This window comes from Diplocloster agilis (assembly GCF_019042275.1).
GTDB lineage: Bacteria > Bacillota > Clostridia > Lachnospirales > Lachnospiraceae > Diplocloster > Diplocloster agilis.
In genome coordinates this window covers 1-18,942 of the sequence record NZ_JAHQCW010000020.1, presented here as the reverse complement: position 1 = coordinate 18,942, position 18,942 = coordinate 1, and the positions used below count along the sequence as shown (strand labels likewise).

Genomic DNA, 18,942 nt, shown 5'->3' with positions numbered 1-18,942 from the left:
GAGGTTTTTTTATGCCGGACACCAATGAGAAATGTTACCGCAAAGAATTTATCACCGTTTTCGGTTCACCCGTTGACGAAAATCCCACCGTAGTTATTATGGACGCGGCTTTTGAGGCCCTCGGACTGGACTGGATCTACAACGCTTTTGAGGTTTATCCCCAGGATCTGGAGACCGCAGTACAATCGATAAAGGCCCTGCATATGAAAGGCGCCAACTGCACGATTCCCCACAAGGTAGCGGTCATGAAATATCTGGATCACATTTCGGATGCCGCCTCCATCATCGGCGCGGTAAATACCATTTATCTGAAAGACGGGGAGACCTACGGGGAAAACTCCGACGGCAAGGGCTTTACCAAAGCTCTGGAGGAAGAACAGATCCCCATAACAGACAAAAATTATGTTCTGCTGGGCGCAGGCGGCGCGGCTAAGGCGATCGCCGTGGAACTGGCTCTGGCCGGCGCCGGAAAGATCACCGTCGTGAACCGCAGCCGGGAACGGGGCGAAGATCTGGTGGAATTACTGCGCGCCAAGACTCCGGTCAAGGCGGATTTCGTCCTCTGGGATCATTCCTATGAGCTGCCGGCAGACACGGATGTACTCATTAATTGCACCAGCATCGGCCTATATCCGGACACCTCATCCCCCGATCTGGTCTATGACTCCCTGCGGCCGAACATGGTAGTCTGCGACGTGATACCGAATCCTCCCCAGACTCCCTTCCTTACGGAGGCCCAGAACCGGGGCTGCCATACGCTGAACGGCTGCGCCATGCTGGTAAATCAGGGCGCAATCAATATAAAGCTCTGGACCGGCCTGGACGCTCCCCGGGATATTATGAAGGCTGCTCTCTTAAAAGAATTCCAATAGCCGCTTCCTCTGCGGTTCTTCCTCGGGTTTGGGTATGCCCGTTGCTTACGGCATGGAACCGCGGGCGGTATGGTATACGGGGACGCTTCCGGGCGACCGGGGTCTTTTGTATCTCCCTGGAAGCGCATAGGGCGGCTGTGAATACGCTTAGTGAAATCGGAAAGCCGGATTCAGGATGCACGGCGGACTTCACGTCCGACGGGCAAGAGCCTCTGAACCGGGAACACATCACGTGTTCCTGGTGAATAGGCTCGGTTCCTGAATCCGGCTTTTCGATTTCACTTAGCGGATTCCAGCGCTAGCCCTCCGCGCTCCCAGGGAGATACAAAAGAACCCGACCGCCCGGAAGCGTCCCTGTATACCATACCGCCCGCGGTTCCATGCCGTAAGCAGCGGGCATACCCAAACCCGAGGAAGAACCTCCCCAGCCTATATCCGTGCAATTAAAAGGAACCTATGCTCTGCTACATAGGTTCCTCTGCACCGATAAAGGGAAATCAACTTATTCATTATCAGATGTATTATGATTCATCCGATTTTTTCTTCTAACCAGGAGGAATGCCGTTCCGCCCAGTACGACCACTGCGGCAAAGATTCCGCCCAGTAACAGCGGGCTTACATTTCCGGGTGTTTCCTCCCCGCTTCCCAGAGGGACTTCTTCCTCAGGAATTTCCGTCAGACCACCGTCCGCTTCATCACCGACAGCGCCTTCATTGTCACTGTCCTGTGTTCCGTCGCCTAAGGGTACCTCTTCTTCCGGGATTGTGGTGGTATCTTCTCCCTCGGGAGCCGCGTTACCCGCGCCGCCTCCGCCAGGGTTTCCATTGGCTGCCGGCACCGCTACATTTTCATAGACGTCGGTTCCGGGGCCCTGCACATAATCATAATCCGTAATCGTACGGCCGGGAATCTCCTCAATGATAACGTTGGGGCCTGTTGTGCTGGTGTACTGGAACTTCATGATATTTTCCGTTCCGGTACTTCCAAGAGTCATCTCTTTTACATAGCTGTCATATTGGTAGCCCTCGATATTTCTGGCCGTATAGGTGATTTTCGTATTTTTGTTTCCCATGCTGATCACGGGAGGGGCCACATCTTCGCCGCTGGACGCATCCACAAAACGTACTGTGTACTCAACGGAATCGACCAATGCGATGTAATCCGCTACGTAATCCCCGTTTTCCGTGACGGTCTGCTGTGTGGGCCAGCTGGCGGTATCCAGATAATACTTGCCCTCATAGGCCGCGTCAAATTCCACATCACCGGCATTCGGAACTCTTGGATAAGGGGCTCCCGCCGGTACGGTGATCTTAATGCTTCCGGTCGCCTGGCTCCGGGTCACTGCGCCGCTTGTATATTGCCCCACGTATTCGTCGTACAGGCTGTCGCGAAATCTCGCGATATTTCCCGGACGATAGGTAACTGTATATGTATTTTCCACTGTCTGGTTTTCATCAGCCCTTACCGTCATAGGCGCTGCCGACAGGGTCAGGCAGATTCCCAGACAGGTGATGATTGCCATACGAAATAAACTTTTTGCGGTCTTTTTCATTGCTCCTCCGCCTTTCCCGAACATACTGCGGTCCCTTATGACAGAGACCGGTTCTGTCCCGTTAGGATAACTATAGCAGACATACACTTTCGCCAACTATTTCATAAGACATTTTTTCGTAAATTTTTCCTGGTCAACGACATTATTATTCCGTTTTCTCCTCATTTGCCGCGTCCCCGGTATTTGAATCATCTTTTTTCTTTTTCTTTACCACGACAACGGCCAGCACGATCACCGCTGCCACTGCCAGCAGCACGAACAGGAAAATCGGCGCGTTATCTCCGGTTTGAACCAGACGGACGATTCGGTTGACCGGGCCGTCCGTGACGACTGTCTTCGTAACCACTTTGTCCTGGTTCTGCTGCTTAATCACCGTGGGTTCTTCATATCCGGCCCGGAATTCGAACTGGAACGTTCCTTCAGCCGCCTGATAGTCATTGCTGTGGGATTCCCCGTCCAGATATACCTGCAGGCGTATCACAGCATTCTCCCCCTTCGTTAGGGTAGCGAGCTTCAGCCAATCATTCAGACTGCCGTTCATATTCTTTAAGCCCTGTTCGTCACCGCCGACTCTGACGCTTCCGTCCGCTTCCGCGCCGCCGTAGATCGTCGTGGTATCGGCCCCCTTCGTCACGGTCAATGTGATCTGATAGGCCGCGTTGGACCGCTGCTCCGTATCTTCGAAAGCCTTCAGGACTTCCGTCCGCATGAAGAAATCCACCGATTGATCGGAAGTATTCTGAAGCACGATCTCCTGAGTCCGGTCCTCGCCGGGGAGCATATTGGCGAATGCATTTCCGAAATTATTCGTATCCTGATAGTTGTATTTGATCTCATCGCTCCCGTCGAATACTGCGGTGGGAGTCGTATCATCCGCATAGGCCGCGGTTGATAAGCCGAACACAAGCGTCAGTATCATGCTCAAAGCCATTATTCTTTTTTTCATGATATCCTCCTTCTTTCCCGAGTATCCGGCTACTCTTCTATGCTTGAAATATTTCCGGCGCCGTCGATAGTGGCAAGCACGCCCCATTCCGACATCATCGCATCCTGACCCTTTAAGGTCTGCACGGCGTCTGCCTGCATTTTTAATGCAATGCCCAGATCCGCGTACTCATTTTTCAGATCAGAAGAGATCCCGATCCGGTCCATGAAGATGGATGTGTTCTGCCCGGGCGCCAGAGGTTTTGTATAATATAGAACCAGCTGTTCTTTGTCTTCGCTTTGTAATATCCAGTCCCCGCTTCCGGCTGTTCCCGCTGTGTTGACCGGCTCCAGGATAATCTTACCGGCATCCTTATTCATATCCTTTTCAAAGGCCTTAAGATCCGCGTCATTTCCGCTGTTGGAATCCTTCCCCCAGTATTTCGTGATGGTGAGGCGGACATAAAGATCGGTATCCTTTGTATTGGTAACACAGACTTCTTTCGGAATAATCGAACCGGGCGCGATCTTATCCACGAAGACCGTTCCGTTCGGCAGCTCGGTGTAGATCTCTTTGCCACTCCCATCCTGCCCTGCTTCACTCAGCTGGATTTCCAGTGTTTTCGTATTGATCTGCTGCTGCACCTGATGGCCAGTAGCCTGGAAGTAGGCCAGTGACCCACCGATTAATGTTATCGTAACGAGAGCCGCCGCCACACCCATGAGTATTAACTTTTTTTTCACTTTGCACTCTCCTTTGACTTCAACTTCTCCGCAGCCACCCACAGGGCCAGCACCACCGCAAATGCCGCGATACAGACTATGACTCCTGTGTAGGAATGCAGATAGAACGATAATCTACCCAGCAGCGGAATGCCGAATACTACTTTTCCAACTACGCGGCTGTAACTGACCGGCGTGGTGTCTTCCGACACATTGGCATCCCCTTTTGTAATAAACTGTTGTTTCTCTTCTTCAATCCGGACTACCCGGTGGGTCGCGGTCAGATCACTGTCCGTGCCCAGCCGAAAGGTAATCGCATCTCCCACCTTGATTTCCTGCGGGGTCACCGGCTTTACAAAGACCGCCTCCCCTACGGAATACTCAGGTTCCATACTGTCCGTCAGAATACCGTAGATCTGGTATCCGAACACCTTCGGCAGCACCAGCGGCAGGGAAATCAGGATGATACCTGTCATCAGTACGATTCCGATTCCGTTTAATATCCCCGGCAGCATCCTTTTTTCCGTCCGCTTATTTGTTCGTGCCTGCATAAACTTCCGCTTCCACTTCTTCGCCATCCGCGTTTAACCACGCGCAGGAGATGATGTTACCGCCCGCGTCACGCTGATAGGTCGGGGTAAATCCCTCTGCCTGAACAGCCTGCGCGACCACATCCACCAGAATTTTCTGGTCATTCATTTCAAGTTCCCATGCTCCGGGCAATTCAATCTGATTAAATACATATACGGAGTCTCCGGCCTTTAAGATGCCTTCGTCTTCTCCTCCGATATAATAGCAGTACCATGTGCCGCTTTCTTTCGGATCCGCAACGATAACCCAGTTTTCATCGATATCGATATTCTCGATCGTTACAGGAGGAACGGCAGCTTCCGGATTCGTGACCGTGACCACCGCACGCACGTAGCTGTCCAGGGAATCCTCCGCAACCGTTATTTTCGGCATTTTGGATATCACGGCGCCCGGCTCCAGATTCACAGGATCCACATAGGGAATCGCCGGGCCTTCCGGATTCTCCGGGTCTGCCATGTCCTCTGTCAGGATGATGTCCACATGGCCGGCACCGATAATATTGGAAGCGAAATCATAATCGGTAAAATAAGCCAGTGTTGCGCCTATCCCGATCACCACAGCAAGCAATGCCATGATACTGATGATTTTTATCAAATTCTTTTTCTTTTTCATCAGGTTTTCTCCTTTATCTTCTCTGCCAAAGATCCCACCGGCTGCTACTTACCGCACATGTCTTCCAGGTGCGTCAGCAGCTCCTTAAAATTGTCCGGTATGATCCCGGTATCGGTTGACCATTCGCTCTGGATCGCTTTTCCACTGGCCTGAAGGGTTTTGGCGGTGATATCCAGCTTGTAATCCACGGCATCATATCCGTATTCGGAATTCTGATACGTAAATGACTGCTTATTTTTACCGGTTTCCTCGTCATACCAGTATACCTGCTCGGTATTCGACACAACATTTTCAAGCCTGCTGTTCATGGTGACGCTGTCGAGCAGCTGCGGCGATGATTTTCCAGCTTCCACGATCCCCATATAGAGGAAATAATAGACGCCATTCTTCACATCGTACGTATATACCCATTTGCCTTCGTACGCCGAAGGATCGGATCCTTCGATGTACTCTGTTACATCAGCTCCGAAGTTCTTGACAGCTACTTCCTGGTAAGACACGATCTGTCCATCCTGCTGTTGGATATCGAAGATTACCGGAAGTTTTTCACCGGCGTTGGCCACTAAGATATCCTCAAGCTCCTTGGTCTCGTTGTTATATCTTTTCAGATACACGTCTTCCCTTCTGACGCAGCTCTCGTCAAACCTGGCTGCAACGATCATATCTACGGTTCCGGTATTATCAACCCTTACCTTCTTCTCGACTTCTACTCCGGGCTTCCAGTCAGAGGGCGGATCGAATTCCTCGTGCAGATCGGAATTGAATTTGCCCATGGTCAGCGTATTCGCTTTGGTTTCCTGGTCGCTGAAATATGCGATCGTTCCCCCAATCAAGAATACACATACCACAGCAATCAGGGAAATCAGTTTTCCTTTACTGTTTCTCTTCATTCTCTTGTTCAGCCCTTTCTGTCTCCCTTTTTTTCTTGGGATAAAGACTGTCTAATATGATACTGATTATGATAACCGCCGCCATAGCGATGATTACCGGCAACTGCTTCCCATAGGATATAAAATATCCTGCATAGGGAATCGAGAGCTCTGACGCTCTTCCTATCACATTGGCGGCATCTACCGGATTCGCATCCTCAGAAGGATTCGCGTCTCCCTTTGTGACAAAGGTCCTGCTGATTTCATTCTTGGTTGTCACCCGGTGGGTCACCAGTGCGTCTTCTCCGGCTTTGAACGTAATCGCATCCCCCTCCTTGATCTGTTCAAACGGGGTGCTCTTGTAGTAGATCACGCTGCCCACATGGTAGGCCGGTTCCATACTGCCGCTTAGTACGACTACCGGCTTATACCCGGCCACCATGGGCGCGGCGATCAACACATACGCGATGATTACTGCGAATACAATCCAGGAAAGGACGCTGAATATATGTTTTAATAGTCTCATAAATTCCAGCCTTTACTTTTCGTGTCCGCCGGCTTACTGTACTCCTGCCGGAAGCGTCCAGCCCGCAGCCGTGAGTGCATCTGCCGAGGTCTGTACGAAGTCAGTGGTGATCGTCAGTAAATAATTGGCATCCGCATATCCGGACAGTCCGGCTTCCAGTGCGGAGGTGTTCTTGGTAAACAGCGCCATGCCTTTATTCCGGTCTAATTTCATGAAATCCGCTACGGTAGCCGCGCCGGAACCAGCCAGCAGTTCTGCCTCAGATTTCCATACGGCGTCTGCCGGAGGAGCGGTCAGCTTCTTATCGGGATCTGCACACAGCGCATAGGTGATCACGGAACCATAGAGGCCCATATCTGCGTCCTGCGCAAGCGTTACGGATTCCAGAAGCGCTTCTGTGCTGTCGGTGGGCTCCAGAGGCTTGTAGTAGTAGAAGTATCCGTCTTTTCCGTCGATCCATTTTGCATCGGTTCCGGTGATATTTACCAGGTTCTTCGCTACTACGGTGTCGTCTGCGTTCACATTTGCAATACCGTCGTTCTCACCAGCCGCGTCTTTCGTCTGGAATACATTCAGGATCTTCTTAGCGGTAGCTCCGGGCTCGATGGCCGCGTCGCCTGCCTTGATGTCGATGAAAGCAGCGCTTTCATTTTTTCTGGTCCAGGTCTCATCGAATTTTACTCTCACATACAGCGGATAGTCGCCTGTATTCGTGGCGGTTACCAGCTTTTCAACGGTGGCTCCGGGTTCCCAGTCCTCGCCTTCGCCCGGGTTGAATTTCTCGACGGTCTCCCCGCCGTAGGACTTGGTGGAGAACGGGTTGTTGATGGTGGTGGTCTTATTAAAGTATGCCAACACGCCGGCTACCATAGCCAGGACCAATAGTCCGCTGAGTACCAGTACTTTTTTGTTCTTTTTCATGTGATATCCCCTTTCTTTTCATCCGGCGTATGCCTCTGCGGCATACACCGGGCCGTCATTTTTATTCCTTCACAATTACCAGCTTCGTACGAAAGCTTACTTTCTTATTTTTGCTTTATTGAATATCTTCCGCCTGAAGATTCCAGCCGGCCAGTACGTCCGCCGGTATGGTTACGGGTGTAACGCCGTCCACATCTTTTCCAAAGAACGCATTGACTGCCTTGTCGGTAGCCTGACAGGTCTGTGCGGTAATGGTCAGGCTGTAATTGGAGCCGCTGTATCCGACTGCGTCGGGATCAGCCGCCGTTACCGTCTTATTATGTAATGCTGTCATCGGCATCGGATCTGTGTATTCTTTCCAGCCGGTGGCCGCGTCGCCGGTAACTCCGGCCGCCTCTGCCGCCTTGATATCTTCCAGTTCCGTGTAGTATTTGGTCACCGTATATTTACCCATATCGGTATCCGCCGCCAGGGTTACGGAATCCAGGAATTTCTGTGTGCTTGCGGCTGCCTCTAACTGCGTGTTGAAGTAGTACCAGCCGTCGTCGGCCTTGGTCCATCCTGTGGTGATCAGGTTCTTCGCTACAACCGTACCGTCCTGTGCCGGAGTCAGGCCGTCCTCGGGATCCACCTGGGATACTGCCGCCGTTGTTACCACAGCATCGTTTGTCTTATAAGCGGCGTCCTCACCGGCTCTGGTCCATTTCTCTTCCAGTTTCACACGTACTACCACCGGCATATCTCCGGTATTGACGACTTCCACATCTTTATTTACTTCTACGCCCGGCTCCCAGTCTTTTCCCTCTTCCGGTGTAAAATCCTCGGTCAGGGTGGAACCGTATTGTTTTGTGCTGAAGTTATTGGATGCGGACATCGTCTGGTTGAAATAAGCCAGGGAACCCCCTACCAGGGCCACGATTGCCAACCCTGCGATACCAGCTGCCATTTTCTTGTTTTTCATCTTTCTTCCTCCTGATTTTCTATTTATAATGAATGAATTTTACTTCCACCGGACGTCATCGCCGCTGATGAGCGCTTGCCGTCCCCATATGGTCTGCGCCGCCTGTGCATCGGCCTGAACGGTCTCTCCTTTGATCGCCACATCGCACTGCACATTGGAGTAATCTGTCCCGTCATGACCGTCGTTGGTCAGCGTCTTGCTGAACGTTACGGATTTTAAAACCTGCTCGGTAGATTCTCCCGCATGGAACACTTTGTTATAGTAATACCAGCCGTCAATCAATACCCACTGGACGTTGGTTCCTCCCGGCATAACCTGGCTGTAATCCAAAGTCACCGCGTCGTCCGGGATCTGCGCCGGCAGACCGCCGCCCTTAAGGTCCTTCCAGCTGATCTGCGGCTGAAACCGAAGCAGCATATCCTGCTCTCCGTCGTTCTCAAACCAGACTTCCTTCTTTTTCTGCTCTCCGGGCACCCATTTGTCGGACGGATCGAACTGCTCCATCACCACAACCTCCGCTTTATTGGTTTGAAACGGATTGGGCAGCGAATTGCTGTTTGCAAAATAGGTGACCGTGCTTCCAATCACAAGTGCGAAGGCTAATCCGACCAGAAGCAGAACTCTGAATTTGGTTTTTCCGGGGAGCCTGTTTAACTTATCTTTCATTTCCCACTCCTCCTAATTCGTGTCCGGCTTCGACCAGGTCACATTACCCTGACCGTCTACCGCTGCCTTCATACCAAACAGTGTGCTTGTGGCATCGGCGTTCACCTCTGCGCTGTTGAGAGTTCCCGGGCCGTCACTTAACTGCACCACCTCCGATTTGAAATACAGAGTGTAATCGGCCCCCTGGTAATCGGTATAGGCGGGATTCAGGTAATCCGGAAAAGTAACACTAGCCAGCACCTTCGGGGTCGATCCCTGTGAAGCCAGTACCTTTGTGTAGTAATACCAGCCGTCGCCTCCGTACCACCAGTCTTTGCTTCCGCTTCCCGGTTTAAAACCGCCGGTCCAGTTCTTGACCGCCACATCCTTGTTGTTTACGGTGTTCGACAGGTAGATCTCCTCTGTTCCGTCCTGCTTTGTCCAATACTCCTCATAACTCATTCTCAGAAAAACAGAGGAACTTCCCGTATTCTTAAAACTCACTTCTTTTGTCTTGGTCGCTTCTGTGTACGAACCCTGGTCAAATTTTTCTGTAATTTCAGTCTCCGTCGTATGGGACTTCAGCTCATTTACCACGGACAGGTTCCACTGCTTCCACGCGTAGGTACCGCCGGTCCCCAGCAAAGCCAGCAGGGCCAGCAGCGGAAGGAATACCCGGTATCTGAAATTACGTTTTGGTATGTACTTCATTTTCCACAGTTCCTCCTTCCAAATCTTTAACTTTTCCCTCTGTACGCTTTGAATATATTAAACACGCTGTCTGTATTGTGGAAATACCCTGTGTGTTCGAAACTATTGTGTACCTCGACGATCAGGTCGTCTCCCGGCTGTACCGTTACATAACTGCCGTCGCCGCTGATCCTGCCGGTCACTTCTTTGTTGGTCCCGGCATCCTTCACGACGAGATAGGTATCGCTCTTCTCATATTCCTGCGGAACTGTCTCCGTGATCTGGAACTTGGTTGTCTTTGATACCTTAATCACCGGACTTGCCGTTCCCGTACCATTGACGGCCTTCAGAACCGCTCCCATTTTCACCGGATTATCTGACGGTCCCAGGATCTGGATCATAAATTCGTCATTCTCCAGATCTTCCCGGTAATTGTCGATGTATTTCTGCACACGGAACTTTCCTTCGTTGGCCGCCACTACCGGCTTCTGGTAATCCTCGGTCATATTCTGGTAAGTATATCCCTGTTCCGTCCGAATCGTTTCCCGGTAATGGATCTGCGCTGTCGTGTTGGAGTACAGTCCCAGCCTTCCGCTGCTGACCGGATTTTTCCGGTCATAATCCGTGTCCGGATCGCCCGTGTCCTTAAGGGGTGTCTCATAAGCCAGATCCGTCAGCTTTACATTGAAGGACATGGTATAGCGGGTTCCCGACTCCAGGAAATAATCCTCATCAAAAATCAGTTTTATGGTCTTTCCTTTAATCTCTAATTTATAAATACTTGAATCCAGCGTTACCGGCCGGGCATCTGCCGGCCCCTGCTTCGTAACCACCAGCCCGATGCTGTCTTTTGTGGCCTGCGGACTGCTGCCAGTCGTTTTTATAAAATCCACATAATCGCTTAGCGTATCGGTGATGGACACATGTGATATCTGCTTTGTGATGGAGCTGACGATGGCTGCAAATGTCTCTTCCAGCTGAGCCGTGTTATTGCCGGATAAGTACATTCTCTCGGTCGCCCCGACCAGGTTCGCCAATTCGGTCAGATAGGTCTTATAGCCGCTGTCATCGATACCCACGGAATAAAAGCCTGAAATTCCGGTAATCTGCGCCGCCGCGTACTTACTCCAGTATGCGGTCTGGTCATCAATACTCGATCCCGACCCATGAAGCGTGGTGCCGGAAGGGCCATAATAGAAGGTAGGCTGGCCATCCGTAACAAAGATTACATATTTTTTACGTCCGCTTTGGTCCCCGTCTATGATTCTTTTGGCTTCCTGCAGTCCCGCCTGGTAGTTCGTTCCCGACTTGTTCTCCCAGATATTTTTTCCTTTATACTCTCCGTCTATAATTTCACAGAGCGTCTCTTTGTTCTGGAGGCTGGTCTCGGTAAAGGATACATATTCCTTCGCGCCGTTGCTGAACGTGATGATGGACATGCGGTTGGGATTCTTCCTGCCCTCCGTCATAAAGGTGTTAACCGCGGCTTTGGCGGCATCCTGCAGATGCTCCAGTCTGGTCCTGCCATCCTCCATCCTGTTATTCACCATACTGGCGGAACGGTCCAGGAGCAGAACTACATCCACCGGTTCCGATTCCTGTTTGGGAATACCCAGTATATCCAGGTACAGACGATAGCTGTCTTCATCGGCAAGCCTTGTATCCGGATTCGGATTCCCGTCTCCCAGATAATCGATCCGCTTATTGTGTTCCACCGGTTCATAGCCGGGCAGCGGCCTTTCGTCCCCCGATCCGGTATCGATCCGGTCAGACACCTGGAAGTAGAAATACAGGCGGTCGTCGTCTTTATTCGAAAGGTCCGACCAGTTCTTTCCGTCCGTAGTGTACTGGAATGTATAGTTCTTGCCGGACTTTACGTATCTGATCTGCTGAACTTTGGCGCCTTTTTTGGTAGTTACCGCCTTTAGTTCGCCATATGGCCCATACAGCCCGTTTCCGAACGCCTTGTTCCCGTCGGTTACCAGCGCGTTTCCGATCTCTTCCAGGTTCGTAAGCGTCTGGTCCCGCTGGAGCCGCAGGGCAGGCCTGCTGCTGTCGTAATATTCGGAGATTTGCTTTCTGTCGCTGTTATTTAAATCTTTATAGTTATAGAACCTCAGATTCGAAAAATTACTTTCACCGGCAGCCGCAAGCTGAGGACCCGAAGCCATCAGGGCCGCCGTGAATACGGAAAAGCTGTCGGACACAAAGGCCACATCTGTAATGGCACCGCCGTCTTCCACTCCTACCGCGGACTGGTCCGTGATATCCACCAGTGAAATACCGTCTTCCGCGTTTTCATCTTCCTTCAGATGCTTAACCACGGGCCGGATCTCCGGCAGCTCCTCATTTTCCGTAAGAGCCATCGGCGCAATCTGGTTTTCCGGAGCTTCTCCGTCTTCTGTCTCTTCAGTATCCTCCGGAACAATGGGAGTGATAAAATTCATTTTGACGGATACGTCGCCGGTCGGTTCGATCTTACTTTCTTCCCCGGTCTCTTCATCGGTGATATAAAAGCTGATATCATAGGCTTTGAATCCCACGATTACCGTGTCTTCCTGTTCCGCCGCCGACTCTTCCAGTTTAGCTTTTGTCAGGTCATATTTTGAATTTATGTCCTCGAGCCTGCTTCTTTCTTCCGCCTCCGTCTCTTCCGGTATCTCCTGCCGGATGATCGGCACTACCTTTAAGACGGCGTCTTCGGGCAATACGCCCGGCAGCGCGGTTACTTCTATATTTACGTCTTCATCTATGTAACCGGCCTCAAAACCTTTTAAATTCTCTTCCTCTTCCACCGCCGAAGGGATGTCTGCCTGTACGTCAGGGCTTACGGGAGGCGCTGACGGAGTAGGACTTGGCTCTGCGTCCAAAAGATTCTCTTCTGCGTCCGGCGTGGGACTTGGGGTAACCGCCGGGGTTCCATCCGCCGTACCGTTCTCCCCGTCCGCTTCCGGCGTTTGGGTGGGTTCCGGTGTTTGGGTGGGTTCCGGTGTCACCGGCCCTGATCCGGCGTTCGACACTTCCGTTGTCTCCGGCGTCCGGCCAGGTTCCGGCGTATCCGTCACTACCGGCAGCGATGCCGGCGCCGGCGCTTCGCTCCCTGCCGGTGACTCTGAAGGTTCCGGAATCTGTCCCTCTGTCTGTGCGCCTTCTCCCTTTTCATCGCTCGCCAGGGAAGGGAAACCATTTCCCAATATCAACGTCAGGCAAAGGATAATCGCTACCACTGTTAAAAATCTTTTATCCTTCATAATTTCCTCCTCTTCTCTGCTTCCTCTGTATCCGTTTGTTCCAATGCACTATCGATCAGCTTTAACAGTTCTAAAGCACTTCTGAAACTCTTGGTAATCTTCTTTTCAGCCCAGACCACTTCTCCTTGCCAGGTCGCGTTTTGGCGGTACTGCACATGTACGATAAATGTACCTTTCTCTCCGCCTTTATTCGTGATCTCGTTTGGATCCATTACTCTTACCGCCTCCTCCAACGCCGCATCCTTTCGTTCTATAAATAAACGGTCTTTCGTCGATGCCTGCGGATAACTGATATTTTCAAAAAGGCGTTCCATATGTCTGATCATCTGATACTCGTTCTCAAACAAGATCGGCTCTTTGGTGTAACAATGATATATTCTTCCGCTTCCCTCACCGTTTCGGGTATCATCAATGCAAAGATTCAGAATATTGGGGGCCGTATAACTCATCTTAGATTTACACATTCTTTCCGCCTCCAGCAACTTCTGAAATCAATATATCAAAAACAGTATTTCGCTATCTCTTTCGGAATTACATTTTTTGTTCCAATATAAGCAACTGCGAAATTATTTTTTCCAGGGGATTTCCGGAACACAAATTTAGTAAAATAAAAGAAAAACTATTCACAGGGAGGTTTGACATGAGCAGGGAACGGAACAGAATCATAAAACCGTTTGATAAGAATGCGGTTGTGGAACGCAATAAGAACCAGAGCTATACGCAGTATTGTCTGTTTGCTTTGCCCGCATTTTGTGGTTTTTTTATCAATAGTTCGCCATTTGGCGAACTTTCCTATTATATTAAAAAGACCTGCATAGCTAACTATGCAGGTCACAACCTATACTTGCTCAGGAGGTAAAACCGTCTCCGGTTCCCCAATTCCATCACATTTAAAAGTATTCCATTATCTTACGGATCTATTCTATCACATGTACTATTTCCTGAACTCTTTCACTAACCCGGGCAACGTTTAAATCTGATTTTTCCGGCCTTTTCTGGTTCTTCCCGCTTTCACTCCCATTAATTCCAGGTTACATTGCTGAAACTCAGCCTATCCGCTTCATGTTCCTTCATATCTACCACAGACGTCACCAGATATCGGATCTTATTCCTTCCTCCGCCCTCTTCCTTGAAGGTTTTATCTATCCTCCGGGAAATGACCGAACAGTTCTCCTGATTCGTTCCGGACAATAAAAGCAAAAACTGGCAGGGACTGTACCTTGTATACAGATCACCCCGTCTCAAGGATCTGCGCACCGCCATCTGAAAACGTTCGGATACCTCGCGGGTTTTCTCCGTCTTCTCCAGAGGCCTGCCGGTTGAATCCGTCAGAGTACACAGCATCAGAAAAGAGGAAATGCCATTTCTCTCCATCATCCGGCTCACCAGCCGGTAATTGTCAATAAAGCTTGGGAAAGTACAATAGTAAGCGCCTTCCTCGTGGCAATCTTCCTGAATCTCTTCCTTAATATCCGTCAGGCTGCCCACCGGCAGCTGAATATGGCCGCTCATCGCCTGGAACCGTTCCAGCATTTTCTTCGACGGCGTCAGACCCAGCTCATCGAAAAACATCTTCGTGGCTTCCTCATAGACCTCCATCGCCTCTTTGTATCGGTTCATGGCGATCAGGCTGTCGATTCTTAAGATCTGCCACTCCTCAAAGGGATAGATCTGCGCCGCAGTTGTACAGAGCTGATACACTTTTTCATATTCCCGCTGCTGTTTCAGAAGTTCACTGACTTCCCGCAGACATTTAAAATACATTTCCTGATACGTAACATTCGCTACGGTAGCCCATTCCTCTCCTATCATAATAGGCAGGAACTCTCCGCGGTATAGAGCGCAGGCCCGCATATATAAGGAAGTCTTCTCGTTCAGGTCGGATGTCTTTTCCGCCTTCTCCACTAACTCCTCGAATTCAAGCACGTCGATCCACACCGGTATATTCTTACTCCATGTGCACACTCCGCTTTTGATCTCAATATAGGGGTCTTCCGGCAGGCCCGCGGTCTCCAGCTGCCTTCTCAGCCTGAAAATCGTATTGTTCAGACTGCTGTTGCCGTTCTCCACTTCATCCCGCCCGTACAGAGCCTCTACCAGAGTTCTTTTCCCTATGCCTTTCTCCATGTTGATCATCATTATCTGAAAAAGCTGAATGGATTTCGCCATGTTATTTCTTCCAAAAGACACGGTTTTATCTTTATATGTAACATTAAACCCACCCAACATCTGCACTTTCAGCGCTGCTTCACTATCCTGCATTGTAATTCTCCTTTACCCCCGGCACTGCGTCTGCTCCCGTTCACACTGCCCAAAATACTCTAATCTTACAATAATTTATTTAATTATATGAAATTCAAGAACAAGCGTCAACCCACCTTCGTCCATAAAAATGTACTTTGGGGGGAATTTCCTGACGAATTTTTCGTAATATTGTTTCTACTTATCAGAAAAACAGGAACAAGCCGTCACGGTTCTTCCTCGGGTTTGGAAATGCCCGCTGCTCAGGGCCTGGATGCTCCGGCCAGCCATTCCTTTGTGTCTCCCCGGGAGCGCATAGGGCGGCTGAGCTCCCGCTTAGTAGAATCGGAAAGCCGGGGTCAGGATGTCCGGCGGACTTCACCTCCGACGGGCAAGAGCCTAGTCACCGGGCACACATCACGTGTTCCTGGTGACTAGGCTCGGTTCCTGAACCCGGCTTTTCGATTCCACTTAGCGTATGTAAACGTAAGCCCTCTGCGCTCCCAGGGAGGCAAATGAATCCGGCTGTCCGGAGCATCCCGGCCTCCCGCTGCCGGTACGGCCTTCAATAGAATGCCTCTAATAGGGTCTGCAAAAGCAGCAGTTGCAAAGCATATTGCAAAGCAAAAGCTGGCAGCACAGATTATTCATTCCTGCCGCCGGCTGCCCGCCATAGGCTTTTCCCATCGTCCCATACCAGCTTCCGCCAGCCTCCAGCCTCTGCAGCAGCAGCTGATACTCCTGATTGGACGGGTCCATGGCCGCGGCCTGCCGGGCCATATCCATGGCGCGTATATTATTTCCCATTCCAGAGTTGGCAATGGCGCTGTAATAATACCATCTGGAATCCCGGCTGCGGATACCCTCCAGCACGTTCAGCGCTTCTTTATAATGCCCGGAGTTGATATAATTCGCTGCGGCCTGCATCTCCACAGAAGCGGTATCCTGATAGCCGCCCTGCTGCCTGTTGAAACCGCCGTTTCCGTAGAAACTACCGAACCCGCCGCCAAAGCCGCCCCCGTTATTGCTTCCATAAGAAGAATAACCGTTTTCCCGGTCTTTTATAATCGCATTATAGGCCTGCTGGACTTCTTTAAACTTCTCCTCGGCCTCTTTTTCTCCCGGTTTCCCGATATTCGCATCCGGATGATATTTCCTGCTCAATCTGCGGTATGCTTTCTTGATCTCCTCATCCGTAGCAGCCGGTGTGACACCCAGCACCTCGTATGGATTCATCCCCCGATCTCCTCCTTCGTCCGCTTCTGCGTGATCTGATCGAATTTCGTCCATACACCAGAATACAGGATATTTCTCAAGATGTCTACATGAAGCAGGATAGGAAGCTTCTCAAATTCCCTGCAGCAGTCCGCCATCATATAAGTAAGGATCGAACGACTCCATTCTTCAAACGGCTTTTTCTCTTTCCAGAAAGAAAGAGGGTTATAACTCCCCTGCTTCTCGTCTTTTTCCAGATCCTCGTAGGCATCCATCAGATAAATAAATTTGCCCAGGAAAAACCCCGTTTTTCGAAGAATGCCACTCCATTCATCCTCCTGCATGACGAAGATCTCTCCCAGCATATTGCCGGTAAGCCCGGCGATCTCATCCAGATCCGACTCGCCCTTTTGCTGCGCCAGTCTTAACTCTTTTACATAACAGACCACAGCCCGGAACTGCCTGGGATACTGGCCCGCCAGTCTTCTGACCTTCTTCCTCAGCACAGCGGCCTCCGCCAGATACGCCGCATTTCTGTCATCCTCCCAGTGATCCAGATACTGAAAATAGGCCAGCAGCATCGTCATATCCGCGGCATATTCCACCGCCAGATTCCTGCAGGCCTCCATCTTCCTGGTCGGGTGCAGCGCGCAGAAGTGCTTGTCCACCTCTTCCGGCTGTTCATATAACCCCGTATGCAGCATAGCCAAAAACGTCAGATCATAATTCAGGGCCAGCTGTCCGAACCGCCCGTACTTCTTCTTTAAACTGCGGCACATCCCGCAGTAAAAACTATGATAGGTCTGATAATCCTTGATCTTTAATTCCGGTGCATTAATGGTAATATATCCGAACATGCCTAGCTCCTCTTAATAAATTCCGTGCCGCACTTCGAACAGCGGATACTGATCTTCCCTTTCCCCTTGGGAACCCGGATTTTCTGTTTGCAGTTGGGGCAGGTATAGATATGATGCGTCTTTCTCTGCGCCGCATAAGATTTCTGCCGGGCGAACCAGCCCTTCACCGGCCCGATCTTCTTCAAGTACCACTGATTTTCCGCATATCTCTTTTGCACATTTCTGGAAAACATGCGGAAGTACGTAAGGATCAAAACAACCAGGGCCAGCAAATACCAGGGTCCTCTCCTGAAAAACAGGCTGAGCACCAAAAGCGCCAACGCCAGCCCGATCATCATTTTCCCCAGCGCGTCGGCTCCGTAGCGTCCCATCATAAATCTCTGAAACTTCTCCTTCATCTCAATACCAATCTCCTCTACCGCTTATTCTATTTGGTAACTTTATACCCTCCACCCCCGGAAGTCAATAAACCACTCATTATATTTTTCTAAAAGTTTTGTGAACTTGCGGTTTAGGGGGGCCTAGGGGCCCTAAGGGCCGGAGGGGGCAGGAGTCAGGGAAGCGTCCGGGGCGGGGGGACTGCGGGAACTGGGCGCGAATCGCTTCGGCCACGCCTAAGAACGGGTAACTCCGAAGAGGGAGAAACCTCTGATTAGCAGGACCCGGGGCAAACTCGCCAAAATGCGGCTCAAACAGTGCCCCGGGTCCTGCGAGGTTTCGCCCTCTTCTGCGTAACCCGTTCTAAGGCGCGGCCTCAAGCGATTCGCGCCCAGTTCCCGCAGTCCCCCCGCCCCGGACGCTTCCCTGGCTCCTGCCCCCTCCTACTTTGGTGCTGCCTTGGGTTCGCTTATGTTTCTTTCCTTTCCTGAATAATAAGCGTTGGTTTTCACTGGATCTGAGGAATATGTTTACTTTTTTATAGAAGAAATGTTGATATACGTTGGTTCTGTGGAGTATGCTTACCTCTTCTTTTTTCGAAATGAGCACTGATTTAATTTGCAATGTATTTCAGGATAAGGCTTCCTCTTGAATATTTCTTAATATGTAGTTTTCTTTACGGTGTACGGTCTATACCGTTCTTTCAATTAGCGCAAAATCATACACATAAAAACTCAGTTATCACCAGGCAGGGAAGAACCCTGGGGGGCGGGATGGTGGCTTCCGGCCGGGGACACCGGGTGGGACGGACGCCTGTCCTTGGGTGGGCGGAGGGCTGGCTGCTGCTTTGTGAAATCCGGGCGGCAGATTCAGGAACCGGGCCAATTCACCAGGCGCTGTCGCATTAGCTTAGCGTTCTTCCTGGAGGCTTCGTATGTCCGCTGCTTACGGTTTGGAACCGCGGGCGGTATCCGGGGACGCTCCGGGCGGCCGGGTTCTTTTGTATCTCCCTGGGGGCGTATAGGGCGGCTGTGAATACGCTTTGTGAAATCGGAAAGCCGGATTCAGGATGCACGGCGGACTTCACGTCCGACGGGCAAGAGCCTCTGAACCG

At 50.9% G+C, this 18,942-nt stretch carries 18 protein-coding genes; 1 reads left to right on the top strand and 17 read right to left on the bottom strand.

Translation table 11 applies throughout. The annotated features are described in order from the left end of the window. The first annotated feature begins 11 nt into the window (after positions 1-11). On the top strand, positions 12-872 hold the full coding sequence (aroE, locus tag KTH89_RS12605; protein WP_238721955.1) for a shikimate dehydrogenase: 861 nt from the start codon (positions 12-14) through the stop codon (positions 870-872). Positions 873-1,374: 502 nt separating this feature from the next. Here the strand turns inward: aroE and KTH89_RS12600 are convergent. The 17 genes from KTH89_RS12600 to KTH89_RS12520 all read right to left on the bottom strand — a co-directional run bounded on the left by KTH89_RS12600 (position 1,375) and on the right by KTH89_RS12520 (position 17,848). Beyond that, on the bottom strand, positions 1,375-2,424 hold the full coding sequence (locus KTH89_RS12600) for a hypothetical protein (RefSeq protein WP_238721954.1): 1,050 nt from the start codon (positions 2,422-2,424) through the stop codon (positions 1,375-1,377). A gap of 145 nt (positions 2,425-2,569) precedes the next feature. Beyond that, complete coding sequence (locus KTH89_RS12595; protein ID WP_238721953.1) at positions 2,570-3,370, bottom strand: sortase B protein-sorting domain-containing protein; 801 nt, start codon at positions 3,368-3,370, stop codon at positions 2,570-2,572. A 29-nt stretch (positions 3,371-3,399) separates the two neighbouring features. Next, a complete protein-coding gene (locus tag KTH89_RS12590; RefSeq protein WP_238721952.1) occupies positions 3,400-4,092 on the bottom strand; it encodes a TasA family protein in 693 nt (230 codons plus the stop codon). Continuing rightward, the gene (locus tag KTH89_RS12585) at positions 4,089-4,622 is read right to left on the bottom strand and encodes a signal peptidase I (protein WP_238721951.1); all 534 of its coding nucleotides are present in this window, start codon (positions 4,620-4,622) and stop codon (positions 4,089-4,091) included. Before KTH89_RS12585 ends, KTH89_RS12590 begins: the two co-directional genes overlap by 4 nt. Further along, positions 4,603-5,274, bottom strand: coding sequence for a SipW-dependent-type signal peptide-containing protein (locus KTH89_RS12580; RefSeq protein WP_238721950.1), 672 nt, complete (start codon positions 5,272-5,274; stop codon positions 4,603-4,605). Before KTH89_RS12580 ends, KTH89_RS12585 begins: the two co-directional genes overlap by 20 nt. Positions 5,275-5,318: 44 nt before the next feature. Next, the gene (locus KTH89_RS12575; RefSeq protein WP_238721949.1) at positions 5,319-6,164 is read right to left on the bottom strand and encodes a BsaA family SipW-dependent biofilm matrix protein; all 846 of its coding nucleotides are present in this window, start codon (positions 6,162-6,164) and stop codon (positions 5,319-5,321) included. Further along, positions 6,148-6,669, bottom strand: coding sequence for a signal peptidase I (locus tag KTH89_RS12570; protein ID WP_238721948.1), 522 nt, complete (start codon positions 6,667-6,669; stop codon positions 6,148-6,150). The genes KTH89_RS12575 and KTH89_RS12570 overlap by 17 nt, the downstream gene beginning before the upstream one ends. 33 nt (positions 6,670-6,702) lie before the next feature. Further along, complete coding sequence (locus KTH89_RS12565) at positions 6,703-7,590, bottom strand: BsaA family SipW-dependent biofilm matrix protein (RefSeq protein ID WP_238721947.1); 888 nt, start codon at positions 7,588-7,590, stop codon at positions 6,703-6,705. A 115-nt stretch (positions 7,591-7,705) separates the two neighbouring features. Beyond that, complete coding sequence (locus tag KTH89_RS12560) at positions 7,706-8,551, bottom strand: BsaA family SipW-dependent biofilm matrix protein (protein ID WP_158348504.1); 846 nt, start codon at positions 8,549-8,551, stop codon at positions 7,706-7,708. Positions 8,552-8,590: 39 nt separating this feature from the next. Further along, on the bottom strand, positions 8,591-9,217 hold the full coding sequence (locus tag KTH89_RS12555; RefSeq protein ID WP_158348506.1) for a BsaA family SipW-dependent biofilm matrix protein: 627 nt from the start codon (positions 9,215-9,217) through the stop codon (positions 8,591-8,593). A 12-nt stretch (positions 9,218-9,229) separates the two neighbouring features. Then, positions 9,230-9,907: a hypothetical protein gene (locus KTH89_RS12550; protein WP_238721946.1), complete on the bottom strand. Its 678-nt coding sequence runs from the start codon at positions 9,905-9,907 to the stop codon at positions 9,230-9,232. Positions 9,908-9,933: 26 nt separating this feature from the next. Further along, positions 9,934-13,137: a vWA domain-containing protein gene (locus tag KTH89_RS12545; RefSeq protein WP_238721945.1), complete on the bottom strand. Its 3,204-nt coding sequence runs from the start codon at positions 13,135-13,137 to the stop codon at positions 9,934-9,936. Then, positions 13,134-13,601 (bottom strand): hypothetical protein, encoded by a 468-nt coding sequence (locus KTH89_RS12540; protein ID WP_238721944.1) that lies wholly within the window; start codon positions 13,599-13,601, stop codon positions 13,134-13,136. The genes KTH89_RS12545 and KTH89_RS12540 overlap by 4 nt, the downstream gene beginning before the upstream one ends. Before the next feature lie 556 nt (positions 13,602-14,157). Next, positions 14,158-15,399 carry an AfsR/SARP family transcriptional regulator gene (locus KTH89_RS12535; protein WP_238721943.1) on the bottom strand — a complete coding sequence of 414 codons (1,242 nt, stop codon included), beginning with the start codon at positions 15,397-15,399 and terminating at the stop codon, positions 14,158-14,160. A 558-nt stretch (positions 15,400-15,957) separates the two neighbouring features. Continuing rightward, positions 15,958-16,614: a J domain-containing protein gene (locus KTH89_RS25120; RefSeq protein ID WP_238721942.1), complete on the bottom strand. Its 657-nt coding sequence runs from the start codon at positions 16,612-16,614 to the stop codon at positions 15,958-15,960. Then, positions 16,611-17,450, bottom strand: coding sequence for a DUF5685 family protein (locus KTH89_RS12525; RefSeq protein ID WP_238721941.1), 840 nt, complete (start codon positions 17,448-17,450; stop codon positions 16,611-16,613). The genes KTH89_RS25120 and KTH89_RS12525 overlap by 4 nt, the downstream gene beginning before the upstream one ends. A 2-nt stretch (positions 17,451-17,452) precedes the next feature. Then, complete coding sequence (locus KTH89_RS12520) at positions 17,453-17,848, bottom strand: zinc ribbon domain-containing protein (RefSeq protein ID WP_158348519.1); 396 nt, start codon at positions 17,846-17,848, stop codon at positions 17,453-17,455. Between the last annotated feature and the right edge of the window lie 1,094 nt (positions 17,849-18,942).

Excerpts from the sequence above, each read along its gene's own strand:
- aroE (WP_238721955.1), top strand. The coding sequence starts at position 12 with ATGCCGGACACCAATGAGAAATGTTACCGCAAAGAATTTATCACCGTT.
- KTH89_RS12600 (WP_238721954.1), bottom strand. The coding sequence starts at position 2,424 with ATGAAAAAGACCGCAAAAAGTTTATTTCGTATGGCAATCATCACCTGT.
- KTH89_RS12595 (WP_238721953.1), bottom strand. The coding sequence starts at position 3,370 with ATGAAAAAAAGAATAATGGCTTTGAGCATGATACTGACGCTTGTGTTC.
- KTH89_RS12585 (WP_238721951.1), bottom strand. The coding sequence starts at position 4,622 with ATGCAGGCACGAACAAATAAGCGGACGGAAAAAAGGATGCTGCCGGGG.
- KTH89_RS12580 (WP_238721950.1), bottom strand. The coding sequence starts at position 5,274 with ATGAAAAAGAAAAAGAATTTGATAAAAATCATCAGTATCATGGCATTG.
- KTH89_RS12575 (WP_238721949.1), bottom strand. The coding sequence starts at position 6,164 with ATGAAGAGAAACAGTAAAGGAAAACTGATTTCCCTGATTGCTGTGGTA.
- KTH89_RS12570 (WP_238721948.1), bottom strand. The coding sequence starts at position 6,669 with ATGAGACTATTAAAACATATATTCAGCGTCCTTTCCTGGATTGTATTC.
- KTH89_RS12565 (WP_238721947.1), bottom strand. The coding sequence starts at position 7,590 with ATGAAAAAGAACAAAAAAGTACTGGTACTCAGCGGACTATTGGTCCTG.
- KTH89_RS12560 (WP_158348504.1), bottom strand. The coding sequence starts at position 8,551 with ATGAAAAACAAGAAAATGGCAGCTGGTATCGCAGGGTTGGCAATCGTG.
- KTH89_RS12555 (WP_158348506.1), bottom strand. The coding sequence starts at position 9,217 with ATGAAAGATAAGTTAAACAGGCTCCCCGGAAAAACCAAATTCAGAGTT.
- KTH89_RS12550 (WP_238721946.1), bottom strand. The coding sequence starts at position 9,907 with ATGAAGTACATACCAAAACGTAATTTCAGATACCGGGTATTCCTTCCG.
- KTH89_RS12545 (WP_238721945.1), bottom strand. The coding sequence starts at position 13,137 with ATGAAGGATAAAAGATTTTTAACAGTGGTAGCGATTATCCTTTGCCTG.
- KTH89_RS12540 (WP_238721944.1), bottom strand. The coding sequence starts at position 13,601 with ATGTGTAAATCTAAGATGAGTTATACGGCCCCCAATATTCTGAATCTT.
- KTH89_RS12535 (WP_238721943.1), bottom strand. The coding sequence starts at position 15,399 with ATGCAGGATAGTGAAGCAGCGCTGAAAGTGCAGATGTTGGGTGGGTTT.
- KTH89_RS25120 (WP_238721942.1), bottom strand. The coding sequence starts at position 16,614 with ATGAATCCATACGAGGTGCTGGGTGTCACACCGGCTGCTACGGATGAG.
- KTH89_RS12525 (WP_238721941.1), bottom strand. The coding sequence starts at position 17,450 with ATGTTCGGATATATTACCATTAATGCACCGGAATTAAAGATCAAGGAT.
- KTH89_RS12520 (WP_158348519.1), bottom strand. The coding sequence starts at position 17,848 with ATGAAGGAGAAGTTTCAGAGATTTATGATGGGACGCTACGGAGCCGAC.